At 51.0% G+C, this 24,994-nt stretch carries 18 protein-coding genes; 16 read left to right on the top strand and 2 right to left on the bottom strand.

Translation table 11 applies throughout. The features are described 5' to 3' along the window. Nucleotides 1-46: 46 nt before the first annotated feature. A complete protein-coding gene (locus LLH06_RS18115) occupies nucleotides 47-1,339 on the top strand; it encodes a glycosyltransferase (protein WP_228170699.1) in 1,293 nt (430 codons plus the stop codon). After that, on the top strand, nucleotides 1,293-2,084 hold the full coding sequence (locus tag LLH06_RS18110) for a glycosyltransferase family 2 protein (RefSeq protein WP_228170698.1): 792 nt from the start codon (nucleotides 1,293-1,295) through the stop codon (nucleotides 2,082-2,084). The genes LLH06_RS18115 and LLH06_RS18110 overlap by 47 nt, the downstream gene beginning before the upstream one ends. A gap of 17 nt (nucleotides 2,085-2,101) precedes the next feature. On the opposite strand, the gene LLH06_RS18105 is transcribed toward LLH06_RS18110, so the two are convergent. Then, the gene (locus LLH06_RS18105) at nucleotides 2,102-3,856 is read right to left on the bottom strand and encodes a lysophospholipid acyltransferase family protein (RefSeq protein ID WP_228170697.1); all 1,755 of its coding nucleotides are present in this window, start codon (nucleotides 3,854-3,856) and stop codon (nucleotides 2,102-2,104) included. A 76-nt stretch (nucleotides 3,857-3,932) separates the two neighbouring features. On the opposite strand from LLH06_RS18105, the gene LLH06_RS18100 reads away from it, so the two are divergent. From LLH06_RS18100 to LLH06_RS18090, 3 genes are all read left to right on the top strand, one after another. After that, nucleotides 3,933-4,775 (top strand): helix-hairpin-helix domain-containing protein, encoded by an 843-nt coding sequence (locus LLH06_RS18100; RefSeq protein WP_228170696.1) that lies wholly within the window; start codon nucleotides 3,933-3,935, stop codon nucleotides 4,773-4,775. A gap of 424 nt (nucleotides 4,776-5,199) precedes the next feature. After that, nucleotides 5,200-5,562 carry a hypothetical protein gene (locus tag LLH06_RS18095; RefSeq protein ID WP_228170695.1) on the top strand — a complete coding sequence of 121 codons (363 nt, stop codon included), beginning with the start codon at nucleotides 5,200-5,202 and terminating at the stop codon, nucleotides 5,560-5,562. A gap of 86 nt (nucleotides 5,563-5,648) precedes the next feature. Next, nucleotides 5,649-7,178, top strand: a complete 1,530-nt coding sequence (locus LLH06_RS18090) for a DUF4394 domain-containing protein (RefSeq protein ID WP_228170694.1) — start codon at nucleotides 5,649-5,651, stop codon at nucleotides 7,176-7,178. A 79-nt stretch (nucleotides 7,179-7,257) separates the two neighbouring features. Here LLH06_RS18090 and LLH06_RS18085 read toward each other — a convergent pair whose 3' ends face one another. Further along, nucleotides 7,258-8,286 (bottom strand): LacI family DNA-binding transcriptional regulator, encoded by a 1,029-nt coding sequence (locus LLH06_RS18085; protein WP_228170693.1) that lies wholly within the window; start codon nucleotides 8,284-8,286, stop codon nucleotides 7,258-7,260. Between the two features lie 325 nt (nucleotides 8,287-8,611). Here LLH06_RS18085 and LLH06_RS18080 point away from each other — a divergent pair, with 325 nt between their 5' ends. The 11 genes from LLH06_RS18080 (at nucleotide 8,612) to LLH06_RS18030 (ending at nucleotide 24,994) form a co-directional block, all read left to right on the top strand. Beyond that, a complete protein-coding gene (locus tag LLH06_RS18080) occupies nucleotides 8,612-9,358 on the top strand; it encodes a rhamnogalacturonan acetylesterase (protein WP_228170692.1) in 747 nt (248 codons plus the stop codon). A 70-nt stretch (nucleotides 9,359-9,428) separates the two neighbouring features. Continuing rightward, the gene (locus tag LLH06_RS18075; RefSeq protein WP_317206689.1) at nucleotides 9,429-11,114 is read left to right on the top strand and encodes a glycoside hydrolase family 28 protein; all 1,686 of its coding nucleotides are present in this window, start codon (nucleotides 9,429-9,431) and stop codon (nucleotides 11,112-11,114) included. Nucleotides 11,115-11,121: 7 nt separating this feature from the next. Continuing rightward, nucleotides 11,122-12,132 carry a pectinesterase family protein gene (locus LLH06_RS18070; protein WP_228170691.1) on the top strand — a complete coding sequence of 337 codons (1,011 nt, stop codon included), beginning with the start codon at nucleotides 11,122-11,124 and terminating at the stop codon, nucleotides 12,130-12,132. A 98-nt stretch (nucleotides 12,133-12,230) separates the two neighbouring features. After that, on the top strand, nucleotides 12,231-14,132 hold the full coding sequence (locus tag LLH06_RS18065) for a glycoside hydrolase family 88/105 protein (protein ID WP_228170690.1): 1,902 nt from the start codon (nucleotides 12,231-12,233) through the stop codon (nucleotides 14,130-14,132). Nucleotides 14,133-14,258: 126 nt separating this feature from the next. Next, nucleotides 14,259-15,764 carry a tagaturonate reductase gene (locus tag LLH06_RS18060; protein WP_228170689.1) on the top strand — a complete coding sequence of 502 codons (1,506 nt, stop codon included), beginning with the start codon at nucleotides 14,259-14,261 and terminating at the stop codon, nucleotides 15,762-15,764. Nucleotides 15,765-15,791: 27 nt separating this feature from the next. Next, a complete protein-coding gene (locus tag LLH06_RS18055; protein WP_228170688.1) occupies nucleotides 15,792-17,444 on the top strand; it encodes a UxaA family hydrolase in 1,653 nt (550 codons plus the stop codon). A gap of 152 nt (nucleotides 17,445-17,596) precedes the next feature. After that, entirely contained in the window at nucleotides 17,597-18,163 is a 567-nt protein-coding gene (locus LLH06_RS18050; protein WP_228170687.1) for a DUF4251 domain-containing protein, read from the top strand. Nucleotides 18,164-18,364: 201 nt separating this feature from the next. Further along, nucleotides 18,365-19,201, top strand: coding sequence for an amidohydrolase family protein (locus tag LLH06_RS18045; protein ID WP_228170686.1), 837 nt, complete (start codon nucleotides 18,365-18,367; stop codon nucleotides 19,199-19,201). A 12-nt stretch (nucleotides 19,202-19,213) separates the two neighbouring features. After that, entirely contained in the window at nucleotides 19,214-20,230 is a 1,017-nt protein-coding gene (locus LLH06_RS18040) for a zinc-binding alcohol dehydrogenase family protein (RefSeq protein ID WP_228170685.1), read from the top strand. Between the two features lie 109 nt (nucleotides 20,231-20,339). Next, entirely contained in the window at nucleotides 20,340-21,884 is a 1,545-nt protein-coding gene (locus tag LLH06_RS18035) for an MGH1-like glycoside hydrolase domain-containing protein (protein ID WP_228170684.1), read from the top strand. A 344-nt stretch (nucleotides 21,885-22,228) separates the two neighbouring features. Beyond that, on the top strand, nucleotides 22,229-24,994 hold the full coding sequence (locus tag LLH06_RS18030) for an alpha-d-galacturonidase (protein ID WP_228170683.1): 2,766 nt from the start codon (nucleotides 22,229-22,231) through the stop codon (nucleotides 24,992-24,994).

Below are 24,994 nucleotides of genomic sequence, written 5' to 3'. Positions count from 1 at the left end.
AACTGATCTGTTGAATAACTGTGCCGATAAAATGTATTTTTGAACCATGCTAAAAGTAGTGCATATCAATACTTATGATGGTAACGGAGGGGCTGGCCGCGCGTGCTTGCGGTTGAACAAGGCCCTGCAAGCCGAAAATATCGATTCTAAAGTAATTGTGCACTATAAATTTGGCAAAGATCCGCAGATCGGCACCTTTAATAAGAATGCCGTGCAAAAGGCCTACACCGCCGGTACCATCATATTGGAGCGGATACTGGCCAAGCGCTTCCTGAAACCACAAAAGCGTACGCCGTTCTCGTTCTCCTGGTTCGGGCGGTCGGTGATCCATCATCCTGATGTGAAGGCCGCCGATGTGATCCACCTCCATTGGGTGAACCATAGCTTTTTAGACCCTAAACATTTAGCCGAGCTGGCCAAGCTCAACAAACCCATCGTTTGGACATTCCATGATAGCAACGCATTCACTGGCGGTTGCCACGTGCGTTATACCTGCGACCACTTTTTGCGTCAATGCGGTCATTGCCCATTGCTAAAAAAGCCCGATGCCAATGATATCTCGCATCGTATATGGACACAAAAGAACGAGGCTTACCAAAAGATGGATATCAATGTCATTGCGCCAAGTTCGTGGATGCTGAGTTCAGTGCTATCAAGCAGTTTGATGCATGATAGGCCGGTGCTGCAGATACCCAATACTTTGGAGACCGATGTCTTTAAGCCAGTGAACCGTTCTGAAGCGCGCAAACAACTGGGATTACCTGAAGACAAGATCATCTTCCTGACGGGTTTTATGCCTTCGCGCAAGGACCTTCATAAAGGTACCAGCTATTTGATGGACAGTCTGGAGATGCTTAAAACCCGCTTGGGCAGCCGGGCAGATCATGTGGAATTGGTAGTATTCGGTAACCGTGATGCTAATAACGTACCTGAGCTGGCTTTTAAGGCCAACTTTTTAGGCACCATCAATGATGATCAGCGACTGGCCTTGTGCTATGCTGCTGCAGATGCGTTCCTGATCCCGTCCCTTGAGGATAACCTGCCTTATACCGTCATGGAATCGCTATCGTGCGGTACACCGGTGGTTGCCTTTACCACGGGTGGTATACCCAATATGGTGGAGCATGAACAAAACGGGTACCTGGCCACCTACAAGTCTGCGGAGAGCTTCACCGACGGCATGCAGTGGATCATTGACCATAACGACCGCGCGGACTTGCAGCAGCATGCCCGTGATACGGTGATGAGCAAATTTTCGGAAAAGGTGATCGCGCAAAAGCATATTCAGCTTTATGAGCAACTGTTGGGAACGGCCAGGCCTGGAGGTGCGAATGGCTGACCCGAAGTTGAGTGTGATCACCGTGGTGTATAACAACTTGCGTGATATCGAACGCACCTTGCTATCGGTCATCGGTCAAACATATACCAACATCGAATATATCATCATCGATGGGGCATCTACCGATGGAACCTTGCAGGTGATAGAACGTTACCGCGATCGTATCAGTCAGTTGGTGACCGAAAAGGACAAAGGCATTTACGATGCCATGAATAAAGGCCTTGCACACGCCACTGGCGACTATGTGCTGTTCATGAACTCAGGCGACGAGCTATATGACCAAGACACGGTAAGCAGGGTATTTGCCTCGGCCCCAGACGCGGACATTTACTACGGCGAGACCGAGATGATCGACAATGCCGGTAACAGCCTTGGTCAACGCCGCCACAAGGCTCCCAAAAGCTTTACCTGGAAAGATTTCAAATATGGCATGAGCATTAGTCACCAGGCTATTTATATCAAACGCTCGTTGCTGACCGCGTATGACCCGCGTTACCAGCTCAGTGCCGATATCGATTGGATATTACAGGCGGCCAAAAAAGCCAAAAAGATCGTCAATGTGCATGCTTACGTGGCTAAATACCTGGTCGGGGGCATGTCAAAAGCCAAGCACCGGCAAAGCTTGGTAGAGCGATTCCAGATCATGAAAGAGCACTACGGTTTAATACCGACCGTTTTTAACCATGTGGTGATCGCCTTCAACTTAGGCTGGTACTGGCTTAAGCATCGTCGCACTAACGATTGAGAGAGCGATCTTTCTACTTACAAATTCCTGCCCAGTTTATCCAGTACGTCCTTAGGTACTTTCTGCAAATCGAGCACCAGGAAGCCGTCTAAGCAGTCGGCAAATTTGGGGTCGATGTTGAAGCAAATGATCTTGGCATTAAGCGAAATGTATTGACGCAATAACACCGGCACCTTCATGTTATGGGTCTCGATCTCGGAGATGAGGTTGTCAAGCTTTTTAAAGTTCTCTTCGCCGGCCATCAGCAGGTCGGTATCGATGCTTGAAAAATCGACCTTGAACTGCTTGCGTGGTTTTACGTATTGCGCCATCTCGTGGTCGAAATGGTTACGGGTGATGTAATCCACGATCAGCGATTTGGAGAACTTAGAGAAAGTGTTGCTGATACTCACCGGACCGATCAGGTAACGATAACGGCGATTCTCGAGTAAGAATTTGAGGATGCCTTTCCAAAGCAGGAACAGCGGCAAGGGTTTTTGCTGATATTCCTTCCGGATCCACGAGCGGCCCAGTTCCAGGCTGCTTTGCAGCACATCGCTGAACTGAGACTTGATCTTGAACAGGTTAGCCGTGTAGAAACCCTTTTTACCGTAACTATCAAATATCTCATCGCCCATACCGATCCGGTATGCGCCAACGATCATGCTGGCCTTGAAATCCCAAATGAACAAATGGTGATAATAAATATCGTACTCATCAAGGTCGGTGCTGTTATTGGTGCCTTCGCCTATCTCGCGGAAGGTGACCTCCCTCAGGCGGCCTATCTCACGAATGATGTTCGGGATCAGCGCAGTAGGGGTAATGAATACTTCGTAGTTCTTTTCCGTCCAAACCTTGTAGTTCTCGCGTAATGGTTCCAGCTCACGCTCCATCAATTCGGCGGCCGTAGGCGGTTCTATCTCCTTAGCTTCTTTTTTGATCTTGAACAGGCTGCGGGGGTTGAATAGTCTCTTTTCATTCTCCAAACCAGTGCCTAAAGCGTAGGTCTTGGCGCGTAAAAAGTTCAGAAGCTGGGTAGTGTTGTTGTAGTTAGGGATATCCTCAACCCTGATCGGTTTGCCGATGCGTACCTTGATGGTATGACCATGCTTATTGAACAGCTCCGAAGGGAGCTTGGCAGTACGCAGGGTAGGGTGTATCAGGCTCAATAAGTTGAATAACAGGCCATTGTTGCCATGAAAATAGATCGGTACCACCGGCACTTTGGCTTTGTTGATGAGTTTACCTACTACTGGGTGCCACATGCGGTCGGTCACCTGTTTGGTGTTCAGTTTGTAGGTAGATACCTCACCTGCCGGGAATATGCCGATCGGCGTACCGTTGTTAAGCAGTTCCATGGTGGTCTTGATACCACTGATGCTGGAAGAATGCTCTACGTTCTCGAAAGGATTAACGGCCACAAAATAATCGGCCAGGTTGGGGATCTTTTTGAGCAGGAAATTGGCCATCAGCTTGGCATCGGGCCTTACCATGCAAAGGATCTTGAGCAGGATCATGCCTTCTATACCCCCGTAAGGATGGTTTGCGATAGCTATGAAAGCGCCGTCGGCAGGCAGGTTCTTTAGCTCGTTCTGGTCAATGTCGATGCTTACACCGCAACCTTCCAGTATCGCGTCCACAAAATCAGGGCCTTCTTTGGGCTGTGCCTGGGCGAACAATTTGTTCACCTGGTTTATCTTCATCAGCTCCATCAACAAAGCCGCCAAACCCGGCATTTTCAGCTTATCCAGCTTGGTGGCCTTGGCAAATTCATCTGTGGTTATAATTTTCATAGCAGATCCTATCCCGGCAAATTTCTATAAAAATAAGTATTTTCTCTCTATTTTAACCGTCGCTTAATTAACCCCTGTGCTCACCCGCGTCAAAAATTACCTGGCCCTGAACAAGACCCAATGGAACGGTCTGGTGGTGATGGTGGCACTGATCGCAATGGCCGTGGCTGCGCCATATGTGTACTCCTACCTGCATCCGCCCGAGCCTGTCGACTTTAGCAAACTGCAGCGTGCGGTGGCACAACTGAAGAAGGCCGGTTATACCGGCGATATCAGCCAACACACTACATCAAGTACGCCTGCCAAACTTTTTGCGTTCGACCCCAACCACTTACCCATAACCAAGTGGAAGCAGTTAGGACTTACCGACCGCCAGATCAAAGGCATCAAGAACTACGAGGCCGCAGGCGGACGTTTCATCAGCAAGGGCGATGTGCAAAAGATGTACACCCTTAGTGCCGACGACTACCACCGGCTTGAACCCTACATCAAACTCCCCGAACGCTCGGCCGCTGCCATGCATGTGGTAGAGCTCAACACTGCCGATAGTGCCGCACTGGCCGCTTTGAAAGGCGTAGGCCCCGGTTTGGCCAGGCGTATCATTCAATACCGCATGCGGCTGGGTGGCTTTCATAGCAAAAAACAGTTGATGGAGATATACGGTATGGATGCCATGCATTACCAGGATATTCAGGGTCAGTTCAGGGTGAACGCCCGTAAGATCAGGAAGATCGATATCAATGCTGTGGAACTGGCCGACATTAAGGATATGCCTTACCTGAGTTATAAGCAGGCCAATGCCCTGATCCAGTACCGCAAGCAGCATGGCAACTACGAGCACTTTGATGAACTAAGCAATGTGGCCATTTTAGATGCCGGGGTGCTGAAGAAATTGAAACCGTACATCCTCATCCGCTGATCACCGATCTGGTAATCACTTTCGTTAAAGTTGTGATCTTGTCGTTAAAGTAGTTGCCGGTACACCATGCCCGCTCTGTTACGGTGTTACATTTGGACGTTAAAGTGTTACAAATGGTGTTACATTTCAGCTTTTTGTAGTTTTTTCTTGAAAAAGTTGGGTTTTTACAAATTTCGCAATGACGAGAAATGGGGAAATTTGGGGAATTTTGTTACATCGATGTAACGCTATTTCATTACACTAAGGTGGGGCGTTGAGTAACCTGCCGATACTGTACTTTACGCTGATAGCACTCATGGTTGTGGATCAGTGGCTCCCTTCATCAAACTTTTCTACATCAAAATACTTTTTGTTCATCAGTGGTCATGTCCGGGCTGTTGGCATTAGTAAAGTGCTGACGTGCAATGGTTCATGGCGATCATATATGAGCAGCATCAACAGCATTGGCCGTACAAGCGTTCCGTACCTGAAGTTGATCAGGTCGGTAGGCTTTTTGTTGCTGTTCATTTTTATTGGCCGGGTAGCGCTGGTTAGCGTTTACGGCTTTGCGGGTGTACCCAAACCAGGCACCTCGCGCATCCACTCCGAAAGCAGCGAGCAGGAGAACGACGACAAAAAGGAAGAGAACAAGTATGCCGAAAAGCAATTCAAGTGCTTTGCGCCGGCCCTGATCGGTCGGCCGGTGATCGGTGCCATACTTGTCGCCTGCCCTGATCGCCCGGTTTTGCAGATCGGTAGCCTGACCTCCACTTACCTCAAGGTACTTACACCGCCTCCCAACGCCTGATCCGTCAGGTAACCTTTATATTTTTTTGTAATCAACTGATGGCCGCCCCAATGGCCCATCCATTCATTTTTTTTTAATCGATACTTATGAAAATTTTGAACAACTATGCTCCGGCAAAGGCTTGGACGCTTTGTGCGGCCGCCCTGCTACTGATCACTTCGTCGTGCCGTAAAGATAATGACGAGATCCGCGATGACCTGTCACCTGGTCCTAATGTTAATGTGGTAGCCTTACAACAAGGTAATCAACTGTCGTATTTCAATGCCCAAACAGGCGGCACCGTATCGCCAACGGTAGGTATTTCCGGCCTGCAATCGGGCGAGACCATCCTGGCCGTCGATTATCGTCCGGCCACCGGGCAATTGTATGGTGTGAGCAGTGGCAGCCGCATCTACGTGATCGATCAGCGTACCGGTGCGGCCCGCGCGGTTAGCTCAACGCCTTTCACACCAGCTATTAACGGTACGGCCGTAGGTTTCGATTTTAATCCAACGGTAGATCGTATACGCCTGATCACCAACAATGGGCAAAACCTGCGCCTTAACCCCGAAACAGGTGCCGTGGTGAACACCGATGGTGCACTGAACGGCGTGTCGGGTGTCAAGATCTCGTCGGCAGCTTACACCGAGAACCGTGCCGGTGCATCCACCACCGTGCTTTACGATATTGACGCGGCAACGCAAAAATTATACAAGCAAGACCCGCCTAATGATGGCAAACTGGTAGAAGTAGGCGGCCTGGGCATCAGCGCTACCGAGGCTAATGACTTTGACATCAGTCCTGATGGTAAGGTTGCTATAGCCCCGATCACTGCCAATGGTCAGCAAGGTTTGTACACCATTGATCTGACCTCGGGCAAAGCCACCAAGATCGCCAACTTTACCTCAAGGGTATTGAGCGTGGCCATCCCTACCGAACCGGTGGCTTACGCGGTGAGCAACAATAATGAACTGCTGATCTTTAACCCTAACTCGCCAACGCCGGTGGTGAAAGCCATGACAGGACTGCAAACAGGAGAGAATATTTTAGGCATCGATATGCGCCCGGTGAACGGACAGCTTTATGCCCTGGGTAGCACTAGCAGGTTATACACCATCAATGCCTCATCAGGTGTGGCCACTGCGGTAGGTACCTCACCATTCACTACCTTACTGGTGGGCACCTCGTTCGGGTTCGATTTTAACCCAACGGTAGATCGTATACGTTTGGTAAGCAACACCGGCCAAAACCTGCGCCTCAATCCTGAAACAGGTGCCGTGGCAGCTATCGACGGCCCGCTTACTACAGCCAATAGTTTCATCAACGGTGCAGCTTACACCAACAATTTTGCAGGCGCCACCAGCACCGTGTTGTATGACATCAACTCGAGCAATGGCCGCTTATACCGCCAGGACCCACCTAATGATGGTACCCTGGTAGAGGTAGGCTCGCTGGGTATCACGGTAGATGCTGCTAACGGTTTTGATATCGGCGGTACCAGTAACACGGCCTACGGTATATTCACTGTGGGTGGCGTTACCCGTATCTACAGTGTTAACCTGCAAACCGGTGCAGCCACCGCAGGCGCTACCTTCCCGCAAGCGGTTCGTGGCTTTGCGTTGGGTCTTGGCTTCTAATACACAGATCACACACTCAACCAAAAAAGGCCCGGTCACGTAAGTGGCCGGGCCTTTATGTTTATTGAACATGGAGCGGTCAGACCTTGGCCGATGATCGCCTCACGATCAGTTCGGTGCCAACCTGCTCTGAGGTATATTCGTGTATCGGGAATTTGCTCTCGATGGTCTTGATCAGTAACTCGGTGGCCAGTTGGCCCATCATAAAGGCTGGCTGCCTTACCACGGTGAGGGGCGGGTCAAAGGAGCCGGACACGTCAGAGTTGGTAAAGCCGGCAAGGCCCACATCATCGGGTATGCGGTAGCCTAATTGCTTAAGCACCGGTACGCAGGCAGTGGTCAATCGGTCATAGGTCGAAAATATGGCCTCCGGGCGGTCAGGCAAGCCCATCAGTTGGGTAAGTGCTTCCTCCACCTCGCCAATGATCATGCCACCATGTGCGCAAAGGCTCACGTAATGGTCGGGTACGGGCAAGCCGTGTTTCTCCATAGCCGCTTTAAATCCATTGAACCGCTCATGCCTGATCTGCAAATGTGCATTATTGGTCACAATGGCGATCTTTTTATAGCCCGAATGGATCAGTTCTTCCGTGGCCTCAAATGCACCTTTAAAGTTATCCACCGTTACGCGGTGCGTATCGATATCGGTGGCCACACGATCAAAAAATACGATCGGGAAACCTTTTTCGTGCAGGTAACGGTACTGCGAGGTATCGGCGGTCTCCGCCGAAAGCGAGATCAGCAACCCATCCACATGCCTTGATAACAGGTTCTGCACGTTGGCAGCCTCGCGTGCGGCCGACTCATGCGTTTGTGAGATGATCACATGGTAACCCGAGTTGTAAGCGATGGATTCGATACCATTAATGGCCTGTGAAAAATAGTTGTTGGCCACCTCGCACACGATCACACCGATGGACCGGCTGCGCTGATCCTTTAGGCTCAACGCGATGGGGTTGGGCCGGTAATTGATCTTTTCGGCATAATCCAGTACCAGTTTCTTGGTCTCGGTGCCTATCTCGTAACTGCCGTTCAGCGCGCGCGATACGGTGGAGGTAGATAGGTTAAGCGCCTTGGCGATATCTTTAATGGTGTATGACTTGAACATGGCCTTTGGTCAAAATTATAGCATTTTATTGATAACCGCACCATCATCACCTCAAGTTGACCGTACCGCTAATGGTCACAGGCTTATAAAGGCAGATGCAGACACTGATAGCTCGAAGCTGAAGACCGAAAGAGCATTAGGCGATCGAAATAACGCCCGCAAACGATTGCGTTCTTTTTTCTTTTGAAAGCCGCATAAACTCTTCAAATTGCAATGCACGACCAATTGCACCGGTGAGCAGGGCATCAGCCTTTACCGCTGCCCTAACCACACCTTGACCTGTAGCGTTTTGCGGCCCGGCCGCTGTTAACTGATCTGTGAACCAATGGAACGTAAGTTATTTATCGTTTGTGTATTTGTAATGGCCATTACCATAGCCTGGTGCGTACCACCGGACAAGATCACCGTATACATGATCGGCGATTCGACCATGTCCATCAAAGAGAAAAAGTATTACCCCGAGACCGGTTGGGGAATGCCTTTTGCCAACTACTTTGACAGCACCGTAACGGTTGATGACCGCGCCCGCAATGGCCGCAGTACCCGCACCTTTATTAATGAAGGGTTATGGAAACCGGTTGCCGAAGGCATGCGCCCCGGCGACTACCTGATCATTCAATTTGGCCATAACGATGAGGTGCCTACCAAAAAAAGCTATACCACCGAAGCCGATTTTAAAAAGTACCTGGAAATGTTCGTGAACACGGCACGCCAGAAGCAGGCCATCCCGGTACTGGTCACGCCGGTGGCCCGCCGCAAGTTCGATAGCACCGGCCACATCGTTCCAACGCATGAGGTTTACGCACAGATCGTGCGCAAGTTGGCGCAGGAGCAAAAGGTACCGCTTATCGATCTGGATACACAGGCACAGCAGCTATACCAGCAGTTAGGGGTAGAGCCTTCAAAGATGCTGTTCAACTATTTAGCTCCGGGGCAAAACCCTAACTACCCGAAAGGTAAGGAGGACGATACCCATTTCAGCGAATTAGGCGCACGCCGCATTGCCGAACTGGTGCTGCAAAATATCAAGGATCTGAAGCTGGGTTTGGCCGATCGCATCGTGCATCCGTAGCATCTTGATAATTATTGCCAGTAAATTGGATAACAAGGGTCAACACAAGTACCTTAACAAATAACGTATTTTGATAATTCTGTATAAACCGATCAATAACCTGATGTTCAATATCTCTAAAATAAGCGTTGCCGCGCTGTTGATGCTCGGCGCAGGCGCTACCGTATCAGCACAAACCAAGCCGTACTCGTGGAGCAACCTGCCCAAGATCGCGCGCCCGGTATTTAAAAAGGATACCATCAACATTGTGAAATATGGTGCCAAAAATGATGGCGTCACCCTGAATACCAAAGCGATCAACAGCGCCATTGCGGCCTGCAGCGCCAAAGGTGGCGGTGTGGTACTGATCCCTGCCGGCCTGTGGATGACCGGACCGGTGGTATTAAAAAGCAATGTTGACCTGCACCTGCACCGTGCTGCCCTGTTGCAGTTCACGGCCGATAAAAGCCAGTACAAGATCATTGAAGGTAACTGGGAAGGCCACGCGGCCTACCGCAACGAGTCGCCCATATCAGGCACTAACCTCACCAATGTGGCCATTACCGGCGATGGCGTGATAGATGGTAACGGCGAAGTATGGCGTGCCATAGGCAAGGATCGTTTGACCGAGGAAGAATGGAAACGCAAAGTGGCCTCAGGCGGCGTGATCAGTGAGAATGGTAAGAGCTGGTACCCGTCAGAGCAATATGCTAAGGCGATCAAAACCCCACGTGCGGGTTACATAGAGCCGGGTTCTACCGCTGAAAAGGCTGCCGAGTTCAAGGATTTTTACCGCCCTAACATGCTGGTGCTTACCAATTGTAAAAAGGTATTGCTGCAAGGTACGACGTTCCAAAATTCGCCGGCCTGGAACCTGCACACCTTGATGTGTCAGGACCTGACCGTGCAGAACGTGAAGGTACGCAACCCCTGGAACGCCCAGAACGGCGACGGTATAGACGTAGAATCATGCAAGAACGTGCTGATCGATAACAGTACCTTCGATTGCGGTGACGACGGTATCTGCGTAAAATCGGGCCGTGACGAGGAAGGCCGTAAGCGTGGTATGCCTACCGAGAACATGATCGTGAAGAACAGCATCGTTTACCGTGCACACGGTGGCTTTGTGATCGGCAGCGAGATGTCGGGCGGGGCACGCAACATCTTTGTGAGCGATTGTACCTTCATGACCACCGATATCGGTCTGCGTTTCAAGACCACCCGTGGCCGTGGCGGCATCGTGGAGAACATCCACATCAAGAACATCGCCATGAAGGATATCATCACCAGCGCGATCCTGATGGATATGTACTACACCGGCAAATCGCCAACCGAAGAGGAGATGGCCAACGATGTGAACATTCCGGCCGTTACCGAGGCCACACCGCAGTTTCGTGATTTTTACATCAGCAACGTATCATGCAACGGTGCCGACCGTGCGCTGATGATCCGGGGCCTGCCCGAAATGGCGATCCGAAACATGAACTTCGATAACATCAGCATCAAGGCCAAACGCGGTATCGATATCATTGAAGGTAAGGACATCACCCTCAAGAACGTTTACATAGAGGCCGATCAGAATAACCCATTGGTGGATATCATTAACAGCACCAACGTTAAGTTCGATAACTTCCGTTACGGTAAGACCGAGCTGCTGTTCAGCATTAACGGTAAACGTACCAGCGGCATACAGGTAGTTAACTCTGACCTGAGCAAGGCCGCTCAAAAGACCAAATTCAAGAACGGCGCTACCGAAAAAGCTTTGACCGTAAAATGATCAAGCTATGATGAAGAGGCTCCGGATCATGATCATGTGCCTGCTGATGGCAGGTGCGGCCCAGGCACAGCAACAGGTGTACCTGTCAGAGCTCACCGTGGCGCAGGATGGCAGCGGCAACTACCGCACCATTCAGGAGGCCGTGAACTCGGTGCGCGATCTGGGACAGAAACGCGTGTTGATCCACATCAAAAAAGGCACGTACCACGAAAAGCTGCTGATCCCAAGCTGGAAGACCAACATCAGCCTGGTGGGCGATGCGCCGGAGAATACCATCATCACCAATAACGACTATTCGGGAAAGGCCGTTCCGGGCGGCACCGACGCCTATGGCCGCTCGCAAATGACCACCTACACCTCGCACACCGTGTTGGTGCAAGGGGCGGGTGTTATTCTCGAGAACCTTACCATTGAGAATACCGCAGGCCGGGTAGGCCAGGCCGTGGCCCTGCACGTAGAGGGCGACCGCACCGTCATCAGGAACTGCCGCCTGCTGGGCAACCAGGATACCTTGTATGCCACCAATGGCAACAGCCGCCAGTATTATGATAACTGCTACATCGAGGGAACTACTGACTTCATTTTCGGGGCGGCCACGGCGGTGTTCAACGGTTGTACCATCCGCAGTTTAACGCCATCGTTCATTACGGCAGCGTCTACCTTGCAGGGTCAGCCTTTCGGCTTTGTGTTCATGAAATGCAAATTGGTGGCCGATACCAGCGTGAAGAAAGCGTTGCTGGGTCGCCCGTGGAGGCCTTACGCCCGTACGGTGTTCATGAACTGCCAGATCGGTGCGCACATTGCCCCGGCCGGCTGGAACTCCTGGCCCGGCGATGCCATGTTCCCCAACAAGGAATTGACCGCCTATTACGCCGAGTACAAGAACACCGGCCCCGGAGCCAACACCTCCCAGCGCGTGGCCTGGAGCAAGCAACTGAGCGATCAGGAAGCCAAAGCCTATACCATTAAAAATATTCTGGGTGGCACTGATAATTGGCAGCCTGAAGCCAGGCAGTAAATGACCGATCGCCATGCGCAAACGTTTGCATGGATTTTTGGCATCAGCCTGACAGATAATGTTTAAAATTGTAAACTCGTAAGTGTGACCAATATATAATGAGAAAGATCTTACTTGGATTGTTCCTGCTGGCAGGCCTTCAGCTTGTTCATGCTCAGGATGCCGCTTTGCCATATTCACAACGCATGGCCCGTACCGCCATGAAGGTTTGGGCCGATACCTCCAAACCCCATTGGACATACGAGCAGGGCGTGGTATGGAAAGGCGTACAAGATGTTTGGCTGCAAACCGCCGACCGCACGTATTTCAACTACATTAAGGCCCGGGTTGATGCCCACATCGCTGATGACGGTACCATCAAAGGCTACAAAATGGCCGATTATAACATCGATAACGTTCTATCGGGCCGCTCGGTGCTCATGCTGTACAAAGTGCTGGGTACCGCCAAGTACCTCACCGCCGTACGCACCCTCCGCGAGCAATTGCGCCAGCAGCCCCGCGTACCTGAGGGTGGTTTTTGGCATAAGAAACGCTACCCCAACCAAATGTGGCTTGATGGCCTGTACATGGGTGAACCTTTCTACGCCGAGTACGCCAACACCTTTCATGAAGACACCGCTTTTAACGATATCGCCAACCAGTTCATTCTGATGGAGCGCAGCTCACGCGATGCCAAGACCGGCCTGTTATACCATGCCTGGGATCAAAGCAAACAAGAGCGCTGGGCCGACAAGACCACCGGTCGTTCGCCGCATTTTTGGGGCAGGGCCATGGGCTGGTACGGTATGGCTTTGGTAGATGTATTAGATCAAATGCCATTAGATCACCCTAAACGCCCGGCGCTGCTGGCCATATTAGGCCGTTACGCCACGGCGGTGGCCAAATTCCAGGATAAGCCCACCGGGCTTTGGTACCAGGTGCTCGACCGGGCGACCGGCAAGGGTAATTACCTCGAAGCTTCGGCATCATGTATGTTCGTGTATGCGTTGGCAAAAGGCGTAAGGCAGCACTATTTGCCGGTGTACTTCCGCGAGGTGGCTCAAAAGGGTTATAATGGTATCATCAAAAAATTCATTAGCGTTGATGCCGATGGGCAGACCAACCTGAACGGTACGGTAAGCGTGGCCGGTTTAGGTGGCCAGCCATACCGCGATGGCAGCTACGAGTACTACCTGAGTGAAAAGGTGGTCACCAACGATGCCAAAGGTGTAGGCGCGTTCATCCAGGCAGCGGTCGAGATCGAGCGTATACCTGACCTGAGCAAGGCCAACAACAAGAACGTACTGCTCGACAGCTATTTTAACGACGAACGCAAAAAGGACGTGACCGGTACCCTGGTGCCTTATCATTACAAATGGGAGCAGTGGGACAATAACGGCGTGTCATTGTTCGGGCAGGTATTCAAGAACTACGGTTTCAACATCGGTACGCTGTACAAAGCACCTACCACGGCAGATCTGAAGCCGGCATCGGTTTATGTGATCATTGATGCTGATATCCCTAAAGAGAATCCGAACGCTAAATATGTAGAGCCGGCCCATGTGACCGCCGTTAGCGATTGGGTAAAACAAGGCGGTGTGCTGCTGGTGTTGCATAATGATACCGGCAACGCCGAGTTCAACCACTTTAACACGCTGATGAACAAATTTGGTATGCCGTTCAAACTGAATAGTATTAACCACGTTGAGGGTAGCAAATTTGAGCAGGGCGCAGTGATGATCCCGCCCGGCAATGCGGTATTCAAAACGGCCAAAAAGATCTACATCAAAGAGATCAGCACCTTCGACCTGAAAGCACCCGCCAAACCGGTACTGGAGCATAAAGGCGAGGTAGTGGTGGCCATGGCCAAGTATGGTAAAGGCACGGTGATCGCTGTGGGTGATCCATGGTTCTACAACGAATATTTGGACGGCCGCAAACTGCCGCCCGACTTTGATAATTACAAAGCCGCCAACGATCTGGTGGACTGGATAACCCAGCAGATCGGTGCTAAAAAGTAGAATTAATTTGTAATGGGCCTGTAAAAGGTTGGCCGATGCCAGATAAATACAGCGGATCGCTGCGTTTTGATAAGGTGACAACGGCAAATGGTAATTGAATGTAAATGCAGGTGCGATAGATAGAAAATGATCCTTTCCAGATATAATTTAAACAAGATAAACGTAGAGGGCCTGGTGATGCCAGATGAAAAGATCTTTGATCTGCCCGAAAAAGTATTACAGTTCGGTACCGGCGTATTGCTGCGCGGTTTGCCCAACTATTACATTGATAAAGCCAATCGTGAGGGCGTATTTAACGGCCGCGTGGTGGTGGTCAAATCTACCGATACCGGTTCGGCCACTGATTTTGACCGTCAGGACAGCCTGTACACCCTCCACATCAAAGGCATCGACGAGGGTAAGCATGTTGATGAGCAGATCATCTGTTCGGCCATCAGCCGTGTGCTATCGGCCGGTACCGATTGGGATGCCATCCTGAAGGTGGCTCAAAGCCCCGACCTGCAGATCGTGATATCCAACACCACCGAGGTGGGCATACAGTTGGTACAGGATGATATTCGCAAGCATCCGCCCGTATCCTTCCCGGGTAAGTTACTGGCGGTATTGTATGAGCGTTACCAGGCATTCAACGGCAGCGCCGATAGCGGTTTGGTGATCGTGCCATCTGAGCTGATCGTTGATAACGGCAAAAAGCTGGAGTCCATCGTGCTTGAGCTGGCACACTTGAATAAACTCGAGCCCGCCTTTATGGACTGGCTGGAAGAACATAACTATTTCTGCAACTCACTGGTAGATCGTATCGTTCCGGGTAAGCCCGGTGCGGATCAGGCCGCCCAGCTGCAAAGCGAGTGCGGTTACCAGGATGATCTGCGCATCGTATCAGAGGTGTACTCCCTTTGGGCTATCGAAGGCGATGAGCATGTGAAGAACGTGCTGAGCTTTGCCCAGGTAGATAAAGGCGTGGTAATCGTACCTGATATCGAGATCTTCCGCGAGTTGAAATTGCGTTTACTGAACGGCACGCATACCCTGAGCTGCGCTGTAGCGTTCCTTTCAGGTTTCCGTACCGTGAAGCAAGCCATGGACGATGCCGGCTTCAAACACTTTATCGAACATTTGATGCTGAAAGAGATCGCCCCGGCCATCCCTTATGATGTAGACCATGAGGCCGCTACCGAATTTTCGGCCAAAGTGCTCGATCGTTTCCGCAACCCGGCCATCGAGCATCAGTGGATCAGTATCTCGGCACAATACTCATCAAAGATCAAGATGAGGGTTTTGCCGTTACTGCTTAACCATTACAAAATGTGCGATCTGGTCCCGGTTCACATCGCTACCGGCTTTGCGGCCTTCATCAGGTTCATGAAATGTACCAAGGCCGATAATGGCCAGTACATTGGTCATGCCAACGGTGCCGACTATGTGATCACCGATAGCCAGGCCGATATTTTTGCGCAAGCCTGGCAAAACCATGACCTGCATGATGTGACCTACAGCATACTGAGCAACAAGACCCTGTGGGATACCGACCTGACCCAACTGCCCGGTTTTAAAGAGGCGGTGTTAAAACAGTTGCAGCAGATAGAGGCTCATGGTGCGCAACATATCCTGGCCAAAGAAACGTTAGTATAACAGAAGATCAATAGTACAAGAGAAGATATGAAACAGAAGATCTTAAAGATCAATCCTAATGATAATGTACTGGTGGCGCTGGTAGATCTGCCGGTGGGTGAGGTGATCACCTACGGTAATGATACCGTTACCACAGTTGACCCTATACCGGCCAAACACAAAGTGGCTATCAATGCCTTTGAACCTGGCGACGAGATCATTATGTACGGTGTACTGGTGGGCAAGGCGCAGGTACACATCCCTGCGGGTGGTGTGATCAGTACGGCCAACATCAAGCATGCCGCCAACAGCACCCTGCATGAGGGTAGCCACATGGATTGGCAAAAGCCGGACGTAAGTCCATGGCAAAGCCGCACCTTTAACGGTTTTCACCGCAGCAACGGCGAGGTGGGTACCGCTAACTACTGGCTGGTGATCCCTATGGTGTTTTGCGAGAACCGCAACATCGAGGTGTTGCAGGAATCGTTATTGAAACCGCTGGGCTACGGTCGTAAAAAAGTATACGAAAGCAAAGCACAGCAACTGATCAACAAAGTAAAGGCCGGTGGCGGTATCGATGAGGTGTTATACACCGAGATATCGGGTTCTGATGCCGATGATCAGCAAAGCCGTGTGTTCCCTAATGTTGACGGCATCAAGTTTTTGAGCCACACGGGCGGCTGCGGCGGTATCCGTCAGGATGCCGAAACGCTTTGCGGCTTGCTGGCCGGCTACATCACCCACCCTAACGTGGCCGGTGCTACGGTGCTAAGCCTTGGCTGCCAAAACGCACAGGTATCGATCCTGCAGGCCGAGATACAAAAACGCTCACCCAACTTTGATAAACCGCTGTACATACTGGATCAGCAAACGATAGGTAAGGAGTCGGATATGATCGAGCAGGCCTTACGTAAAACCCTGGCCGGACTGATCGAGGCCAACAAGGCTACCCGCCAGCCGGCACCGTTAAGCAAACTTACCATTGGATTAGAGTGCGGCGGATCTGACGGTTTCTCGGGTATATCGGCCAACCCGGCCATCGGTTATACCTCCGATCTGTTGGTGGCTTTGGGCGGATCAGTTATCCTGGCCGAGTTCCCTGAGCTTTGCGGAGTTGAGCAGAACCTGATCGACCGTTGCGTGCAAAAAGAGGATGCCGACCGTTTTGTTGACCTGGTACATACCTACGCGCAACGTGCCGAAGAGGCCGGTTCGGGCTTTGATATGAACCCATCGCCGGGCAACATCAAGGACGGACTGATCACCGATGCCATCAAATCAGCAGGTGCGGCCAAAAAAGCCGGTACCTCACCAGTGGTAGATGTGCTGGATTACCCTGAAAAAGTGGTCAACCCCGGATTGAACCTGCTTTGCACCCCGGGCAACGATGTAGAAAGTACCACCGCCGAGGTAGGCTCGGGCGCTAACGTAGTGTTGTTCACTACCGGTTTGGGTACGCCTACGGGCAACCCGATCACCCCGGTGGTCAAGATCGCTACCAACACCGCGCTGTATAATAAGATGAGCGACATCATCGATATCAATACAGGTACCATCATTGAAGGTGAGGAGACCATTGAGCAGGCCGGCTCACGTATATTGGATTATGTGATCCAGGTGGCCAGCGGCGAGATCGAGGTCAGCGCCGTACGCCATGGTCAGGACGATTTCATTCCGTGGAAACGCGGTGTGTCATTATAATCGATAGCGTTACAGATATATGATAAAAGGCTGCATTTATGCGGCCTTTTATATTGTATCAAAATACACCAACGTTAATGTTCAGATCAAATAAAACTTGCGTATATTGTTGTGTACTAGATCCACTATAACCTTACTAACCAATATCGATCATGAGAACCATCAAACTATTAATGACCGCAGGGCTAATGGCCGTTGCTACGCTGTTCGTAAAAGCACAAACTGCCGCCGATCCGCAGGCCGTGGCTCTTAAAAAGCTCGCCGATGGTAAAAGCTTTACCTTTTTGGCCAAGTTCGCAAACCTGTCGGCCATTAGCAAGGAAGTATCCCTGAACGCTACTTTCGCTAATAACCAGGCCACGTCGGCCAACAGCCATATCAAGCTGGTCAATAACTACTACATCAAAATGACGGCCGACTCGTTGGTGGCCTATTTGCCATCGTTCGATAACCAGTATGATAATGGTGCTTTCGCTTCTGACGGGGCAGTGCTCACCAAACGTAACGAGACGCCTATGAAATACGTGACCAAGACCTTTCAGTATGCCGTAAAGCAGCGTAAAAAAGGGAACGTGACCATTGTGGTAGATCCCAAGGATGACCCTAAGATCGATAAGTTCACGTTCGAGATAGACCCTAACGGGAATAGCCGCGTGAATGTGGACATTAGTGATAGTCGCAACGTAAGCTTCGAAGGCGTTACCGGTCCGGGCAACTAAGCCGTAAGGCAGGACCTTTGGTTCAATATTTTGAACATCTTGCTCAGTGGCCGATCGTAAGTTATCCGTTAATGATAATATGCTATAACAAACGGGCAAAAATTATTAATGATGTGTTGATAATTTTTGATCTATTTGAACAATGCCGCTGATGTACCCCGCCATTGTTGTGGGATAACCTATAAGAACATTACTACTACCATGATAAAGATCGATGCCCATCAGCATTTTTGGAAATTTGACCCTGTAAGAGACAGCTGGATCACGGAGGACATGGATGTCATCCGTCGTGATTTTTTGCCGCCCGACCTGATGCACATCCTGATGCATAACCGCATTGAGGGTTGCATTGCCGTGCAAGCCAGCCAAACCGAAAAAGAGAACACTTTTTTATTGGAACTGGCTCACAGTTACCCATTCATCAAAGGCGTAGTGGGCTGGGTTGATCTGCAGGCCGACGATGTGGAAGAGCGTTTGAAGCATTACAGCCGTCATGACAAGATGATAGGTTTCAGGCATGTGCTGCAGGGCGAACCGCAGCGTGATCTGATGCTGACACCAAAGTTCAAAAAGGGTATCAGCTTGTTAAGCAAATACGGCTTCACCTATGACATCCTGATCTTTCCAGATCAGATCGACTTTTCGGCGCAGCTGGTGGCCGAGTTCCCGGATCAGGCCTTTGTGATCGATCACATCGCCAAACCCGACATCAAGAACCACGAAGTGGCAGGTTGGGAAAAAAGCATCAGGTCCATCGCTCAACATCCTAATGTGCATTGTAAAGTGTCGGGCATGGTGACCGAGGCCAACTGGTACACCTGGGAAGAAGAGGACTTTAAACCGTACATGGATGTGATATTTGATGCCTTTGGCATTGATCGCGTCATGTTCGGGTCTGACTGGCCGGTGTGTATGGTAGCGGGAGGTTACAACCGCGTGGTCAAAATGGTGCGCCATTACACCGAAGCCTTGTCTGACACCGATAAAATGAAGTTCTGGGGTGGCAACGCCATCAAATTTTATAACCTTGATATATAGTTCCTGATAATAATGAAAGTATTGACCTGTACCACACCGGGCAGCTTTGCCTATAGCGAAGCTGAGCAGCCGGTATCCAAAGCCGATCACGCCATCATCAAGATCAAACGAATAGGTGTTTGCGGTACCGATCTGCATGCCTTTCGCGGTACGCAGCCCTTTTTTAGCTACCCACGCATCTTAGGTCATGAGCTTTCGGGCGAGCTGGTAGATACCGGCAACGCGCCGGGCTTTGAGGTGGGAGAGGCCGTAACGTTCATCCCGTATTTTAACTGTGGCCATTGCGTGGCCTGCCGCACGGGCAAACCTAACTGCTGCGCCAACATACAAGTGTGCGGTGTGCATGCCGATGGAGGTATGCGCGATTATCTGCAAGTACCCACCTACTCATTGATCCACGGCGAAGGCCTTACCTATGATGAATTGGCTTTGGTTGAACCATTGGCCATTGGTGCCCATGGCATCCGCCGTGCAGGCATTGATCAGGGCGATTTTGTGCTCGTGATCGGCGCGGGCCCTATCGGTTTAGGTACCATCGAGTTCGCCCGCATTGCCGGTGGTAAGGTGATCGCCATGGATGTAAGCAATGATCGTTTGCAATTCTGTAAGGATAAGCTGGGTATCGAATATACGATCAACCCTCTGGACGGCAACGCCGTAGAAAAACTACGTGAGATCACCGGTGGCGATATGGCCTCGGTGGTGATCGATGCTACGGGTAACCTGAAAGCCATCAACGGCGGTATCGACTACCTGGCCCATGGTGGCCGTTACGTGCTCATCGGCCTGCAAAAAGAGGCGTTCAGCTTTAGTCACCCTGAGTTCCACAAGCGCGAATCGACCTTGATGAGCAGCCGCAACGCCACCCGTCAGGATTTTGAGCATGTGATCGCCTGCATGAAACAAGGCCTGGTAGATCCCAAGACCTACATAACTCACCGCGTAGAATTTAACGAGGTGGCCGATAATTTTGAGAGCTGGCTTGACCCCGCCAACGGCGTGATCAAAGCCATGATCGTGAACGAGTAAAATAGCCCCACCCCGGCCCTCCCCGGGAGGGAGGGGGTGAACCATAGAACTACCTCAGGTTCCAAAGGTCCTCCCTCCCGGGGAGGATTTAGGTGGGGCCGTTTTTATTATGAAGAAGACGATATTCAGCCTTGCACTTGGCCTGACCACGGCCATTGGTGTGGCGCAAACCAAACCAGGCCTCGGCACCGATAAGCTGAAGTTTTACGTAGAGTCGTTCAATAAGATCGATACCGAAACGGTAAAGAACTACGTGACCAATGACCAGGCGTATGAGTTCCTGTCCAAGAACGCGCCGTTGTTCGAGTGCCCTGATAGTACCATCGAGAAGATCTACTACTACCGTTGGTGGGCGTTCCGCAAGCACCTGAAGCAAACACCTGATGGGTTCGTGTTCACGGAATTCATTACACAGGTGAACCATGCCGGTAAGTACAACACGGTAAGCAGTGCCCTGGGCCACCATATTTATGAAGGTCGCTGGATGCGCGACCCGCAATACTTGGATCAGTACATCAACTTCTGGCTCTATATCGACCCTAAAACTCCTAAGCCACATTTGCACGCGTTCAGCAGCTGGTTGCAGGATGCGGTATACAACTACTACCTCGTTAACCAGAACAAGGCCACGCTGCAAAAGCAACTGCCCGTACTGGATGCCGACTACCGCCAGTGGGAGACCGAAAAGATGGCGCCAAACCAAATGTTCTGGCAATTTGATGTGCGCGATGCCATGGAGGAATCCATTAGCGGCGGCCGTAAGGATAAGAACATCAGGCCTACGATCAACAGCTACATGTATGGCAACGCGGTAGCCCTTACTAAAATGGCCAAACTTTTTGGCAATGATACGTTGATGAACCGTTACCAGGCCAAGGCCGCTCAACTGAAGCGCATGGTGCAGGATACGCTATGGGACAATGAGGCCAACTTTTTCAAAGTCAAACAAGTGGCCAAAGGAAAACTGGCCGATGCTCGTGAAGAGCTGGGCTTTATCCCTTGGTACTTTAACCTGCCTGATGATAAGGTCAAATACGCCGAGCAATGGGAACAACTGACCGACGAGAAAGGCTTCAATGCGCCATGGGGTATCACCACGGCCGAACGTCGTCACCCGCTGTTCCGTACCCATGGCACCGGTCACGGCTGCGAGTGGGATGGTGCCGTATGGCCTTTCGCCACTACGCAAACGCTTAAAGGGCTGGCTAACCTGCTCACCAATTACAAACACCAGGACGGCATGAGCAAGCAGGTGTTCTATACCGAGTTGCATAAGTACGCGGCATCGCATACCAAACGTGGCTTGCCTTATCTGGGCGAGTACCAGGACGAAAAGACCGGCTACTGGCTCAAGGGTGACAATCCACGCAGCAGCTACTACAACCACTCAGGCTTTGCCGACATTGTGATCAGCGACCTGGTGGGCCTGAAACCCCGCGATGATAACAAGCTGGAAGTATACCCTCTGATCCCCGACGGCCTATGGGACTGGTTCTGTTTAGATAAGGTTCCTTACCACGGCCACGAGATCACCGTTCGTTGGGACAAGACGGGTAACAAGTACAAGCAAGGCGCCGGCCTATATATTTACGCCGATGGGAAACAACTGGCCAAAAGCAAAGATCTGAAACATATCATCACTAAACTGCCGTGATCGTTGGTCATTCATGCTAATATTTTGGAGTAGCATGGAAAAATGCTACACAAATATTTTGACAGGTAAACATAGATTTGAAGCTGATCAAATAGCCTGAAAAAGCATCGAGTTTCCGAATGATCAGGTAAGTGCAGATCAGATCCCCCTCTTGAGAGGGGCAAGGGGTGTGTTCTTTTCAAGAGGTAACACACCCCTGCCATCACACTGCACCCGCCACACCCCCTCTCAAGAGGAGATCGAAATATTCGGGCAACCATGCTATAACCAATATGAACCACGAGCCTTTATGCTACAGCAACTACAGCAAGCAGGGTCGCGTTTTCTGAACACACTGAATTGATATGACCACTTTGCGTAAAGCATCCTTCTGGATATTTCTATATTGTTTAAGTGCCATTACCACATTAGCGGCCACACCGCCACGATCGGTGACCTTGGTTACCCCGGCAAAAGCGCATGTGCGCATAGGTTTTGGAGCCACGCAGGTGCAAAAGGCTTTGCAGGCTAAAGGATACCAGGTACGCATCGCACACCAGGCACCTACGACCGGTACGATCATCACCATAGGCCGCATGCAGGATGCGCTGATCAAAGCGGGCATCACCGGCAATAAGATCCAATTTTCGCGCAAGCCCGGTAAGGAAGGTTTCGCCATCAATACCACTAAAAAAGGGTTGCTGTTGGCCGGTACAGATGATTCGGGGGTGTTGTATGGCTGCCTCGAACTGGCCGACCGCATAAAAAAACAAGGTAAGTTACCGGCTACGATCAACATTACCGATCAGCCGCAGATGGTGATGCGTGGAGCCTGCATCGGTGTACAAAAGCCGCTATTGCTGCCTGGCCGTGGCGTTTATGAATACCCTTATACGCCTCAAAATTTCCCATGGTTCTATGACAAGGCCCTGTGGTTGCGTTACCTCGACTCATTGGCCGATAACCGCATGAATGCCCTTTACCTGTGGAACGGTCACCCATTTGCCTCGCTGGTGCGGGTGAAGGAGTACCCTTATGCGGTAGAGGTGGATGAGGCTACGTTCAAAAAGAACGAGGAGATATTCAAGTTCCTGACCGATGAGGCCGATAAGCGCGGCATCTGGGTGATCCAGATGTTCTATAACATCATCGTGTCCAAACCTTTTGCCGAAAAGAATGATCTGAAAACGCAAGATCGTAACCGCCACATCGTTCCCATCATTGCCGATTATACCCGCAAGTCTATTGCCGCCTTTGTGCAGAAGTACCCACACGTTGGCTTAATGGTGGCCTTGGGCGAGGCCATGGAGGGCGTAGGTCAGGACGATATCGACTGGTTCACCAAAACGATCATACCGGGGGTAAAGGACGGCTTAAAAGCGATAGGACAAACCGAAGAACCGCCTATAGTGCTCCGTGCGCACGATACTGACGCACCTGCCGTAATGAAGGCCGCGCTGCCGATCTACAAGAACCTATACACCGAGGCTAAATTCAATGGTGAGGCGCTAACCACCTATACCCCGCGCGGACCGTGGGCTGACCTGCACCGCACCTTAAGCCGCATTGGTACCGTACAGATCGAGAACGTACATATACTGGCCAACCTGGAGCCTTTCCGTTATGGTTCGGCCGATTTTATACAGAAGAGCGTACAAGCCATGCACAATGTTTATGAGGCTAACGGCTTGCACCTGTACCCGCAAGCATCATACTGGGATTGGCCTTATACTGCCGACAAAGCCGACCCGCGCCTGTTACAGATCGATCGCGATTGGATCTGGTACAAGGAATGGTCGCGCTATGCCTGGAACGCCGATCGTGCCCGCCCCGAAGAGGTCAGATATTGGGGAGGTTTGCTGGCCGGTATGTACGGCTGCTCACAAGCTCAAGGCGAACAGATCCTGAAAGCATACGAAGAGGCAGGCGAGATATCGCCCCAGATCCTGCGCCGCGTGGGCATCACAGATGGTAACCGCCAAACCATGACGCTGGGCATGCTGATGGCACAGTTCACCAATCCCGAAAAGTTCGGTTTGTTCAGCCTGTTATATAATTCTGAAGCACCCGAGGGCGAGATATTGAGCGAGTACGCCGAAAAAGAATGGAAGAAGCAGCCACACATAGGCGAAACGCCGGTGACCGTGATGGAGAACATCAGAGGCTATGGCCAACGTGCTATCGAGGCCATTGAAAAAGCATCGCCGGGTGTCAAAAAAAATAAAACAGAATTTGATCGTCTCAAGAACGATATGTATTGCCAGGCGGCTATGGCCAACAGCTATTCGGCCAAAATCAAAGCGGCCATATCGATCCTGAGGTATAAATATACGGATGATGTTCGCGACCTGCAGAACGCTATTCCCGATATGGAGGCCAGCCTGAATTATTACCGCGAACTGGTGAAACTGACAGAGAACAGCTACCTGTATGCCAATAGCATGCAAACTAAGCAACGCAAGATCCCGGTGGGGGGTAACGATGGCAAGATGAAGACCTGGGCGGAGCTGCTACCCGTTTATGAAAAGGAGCTGGCCAACTTTAAAAAGAACATTGACTCGTTGCGTTCGCCTGCTGCCAAAAATAAAAAGGCCTCACCTAACCTGACCAATGCCAACGTGACCATCACGGCAGGTGCCGAAGGTAGCTATGTGATCGGTAACGGCGCCCAGCCATTTGCCGATACCGCAGCCACTATCACTGACTTTGCCAAGGAACTGCAAGGACTGAAAGGCGTGAAGCTTGACCGCAACAAACAATACCGAGAAGGTACTACCATTACGTTCACCAATGCCCGGCCGGTAAAGGTGTTGGTAGGTTACTTTAACAAGACCGGATATATCGACCCGGCTACCTGGCGCTACTTGTCGCCATCGCAACTGGAGACCGATGCCAGCGCCAATGACCATGGCGAGGCCGATGTAAAGCTGTCGAACGCGGTGCTGATCCCTAACATGCCCTCGGTCAATATCCATACCTTTAGCTTTAAGCCGGGTACCAACACGCTTACGCTGGCTAAAGGCATTTGCCTGGTGCTGGGTATCGTTAACGAGGACCAGCCGGTGCCGGTATATGATGCCGGGCTGAGTACCACGGGCAATATCAAAGATCTGAGATGGTTATTTAATTAA

Source organism: Mucilaginibacter daejeonensis (assembly GCF_020783335.1).
GTDB classification, from domain to species: domain Bacteria; phylum Bacteroidota; class Bacteroidia; order Sphingobacteriales; family Sphingobacteriaceae; genus Mucilaginibacter; species Mucilaginibacter daejeonensis.
Note: the sequence above shows the minus strand (reverse complement) of the source record. Positions and strands in the feature narration are given on the sequence as shown.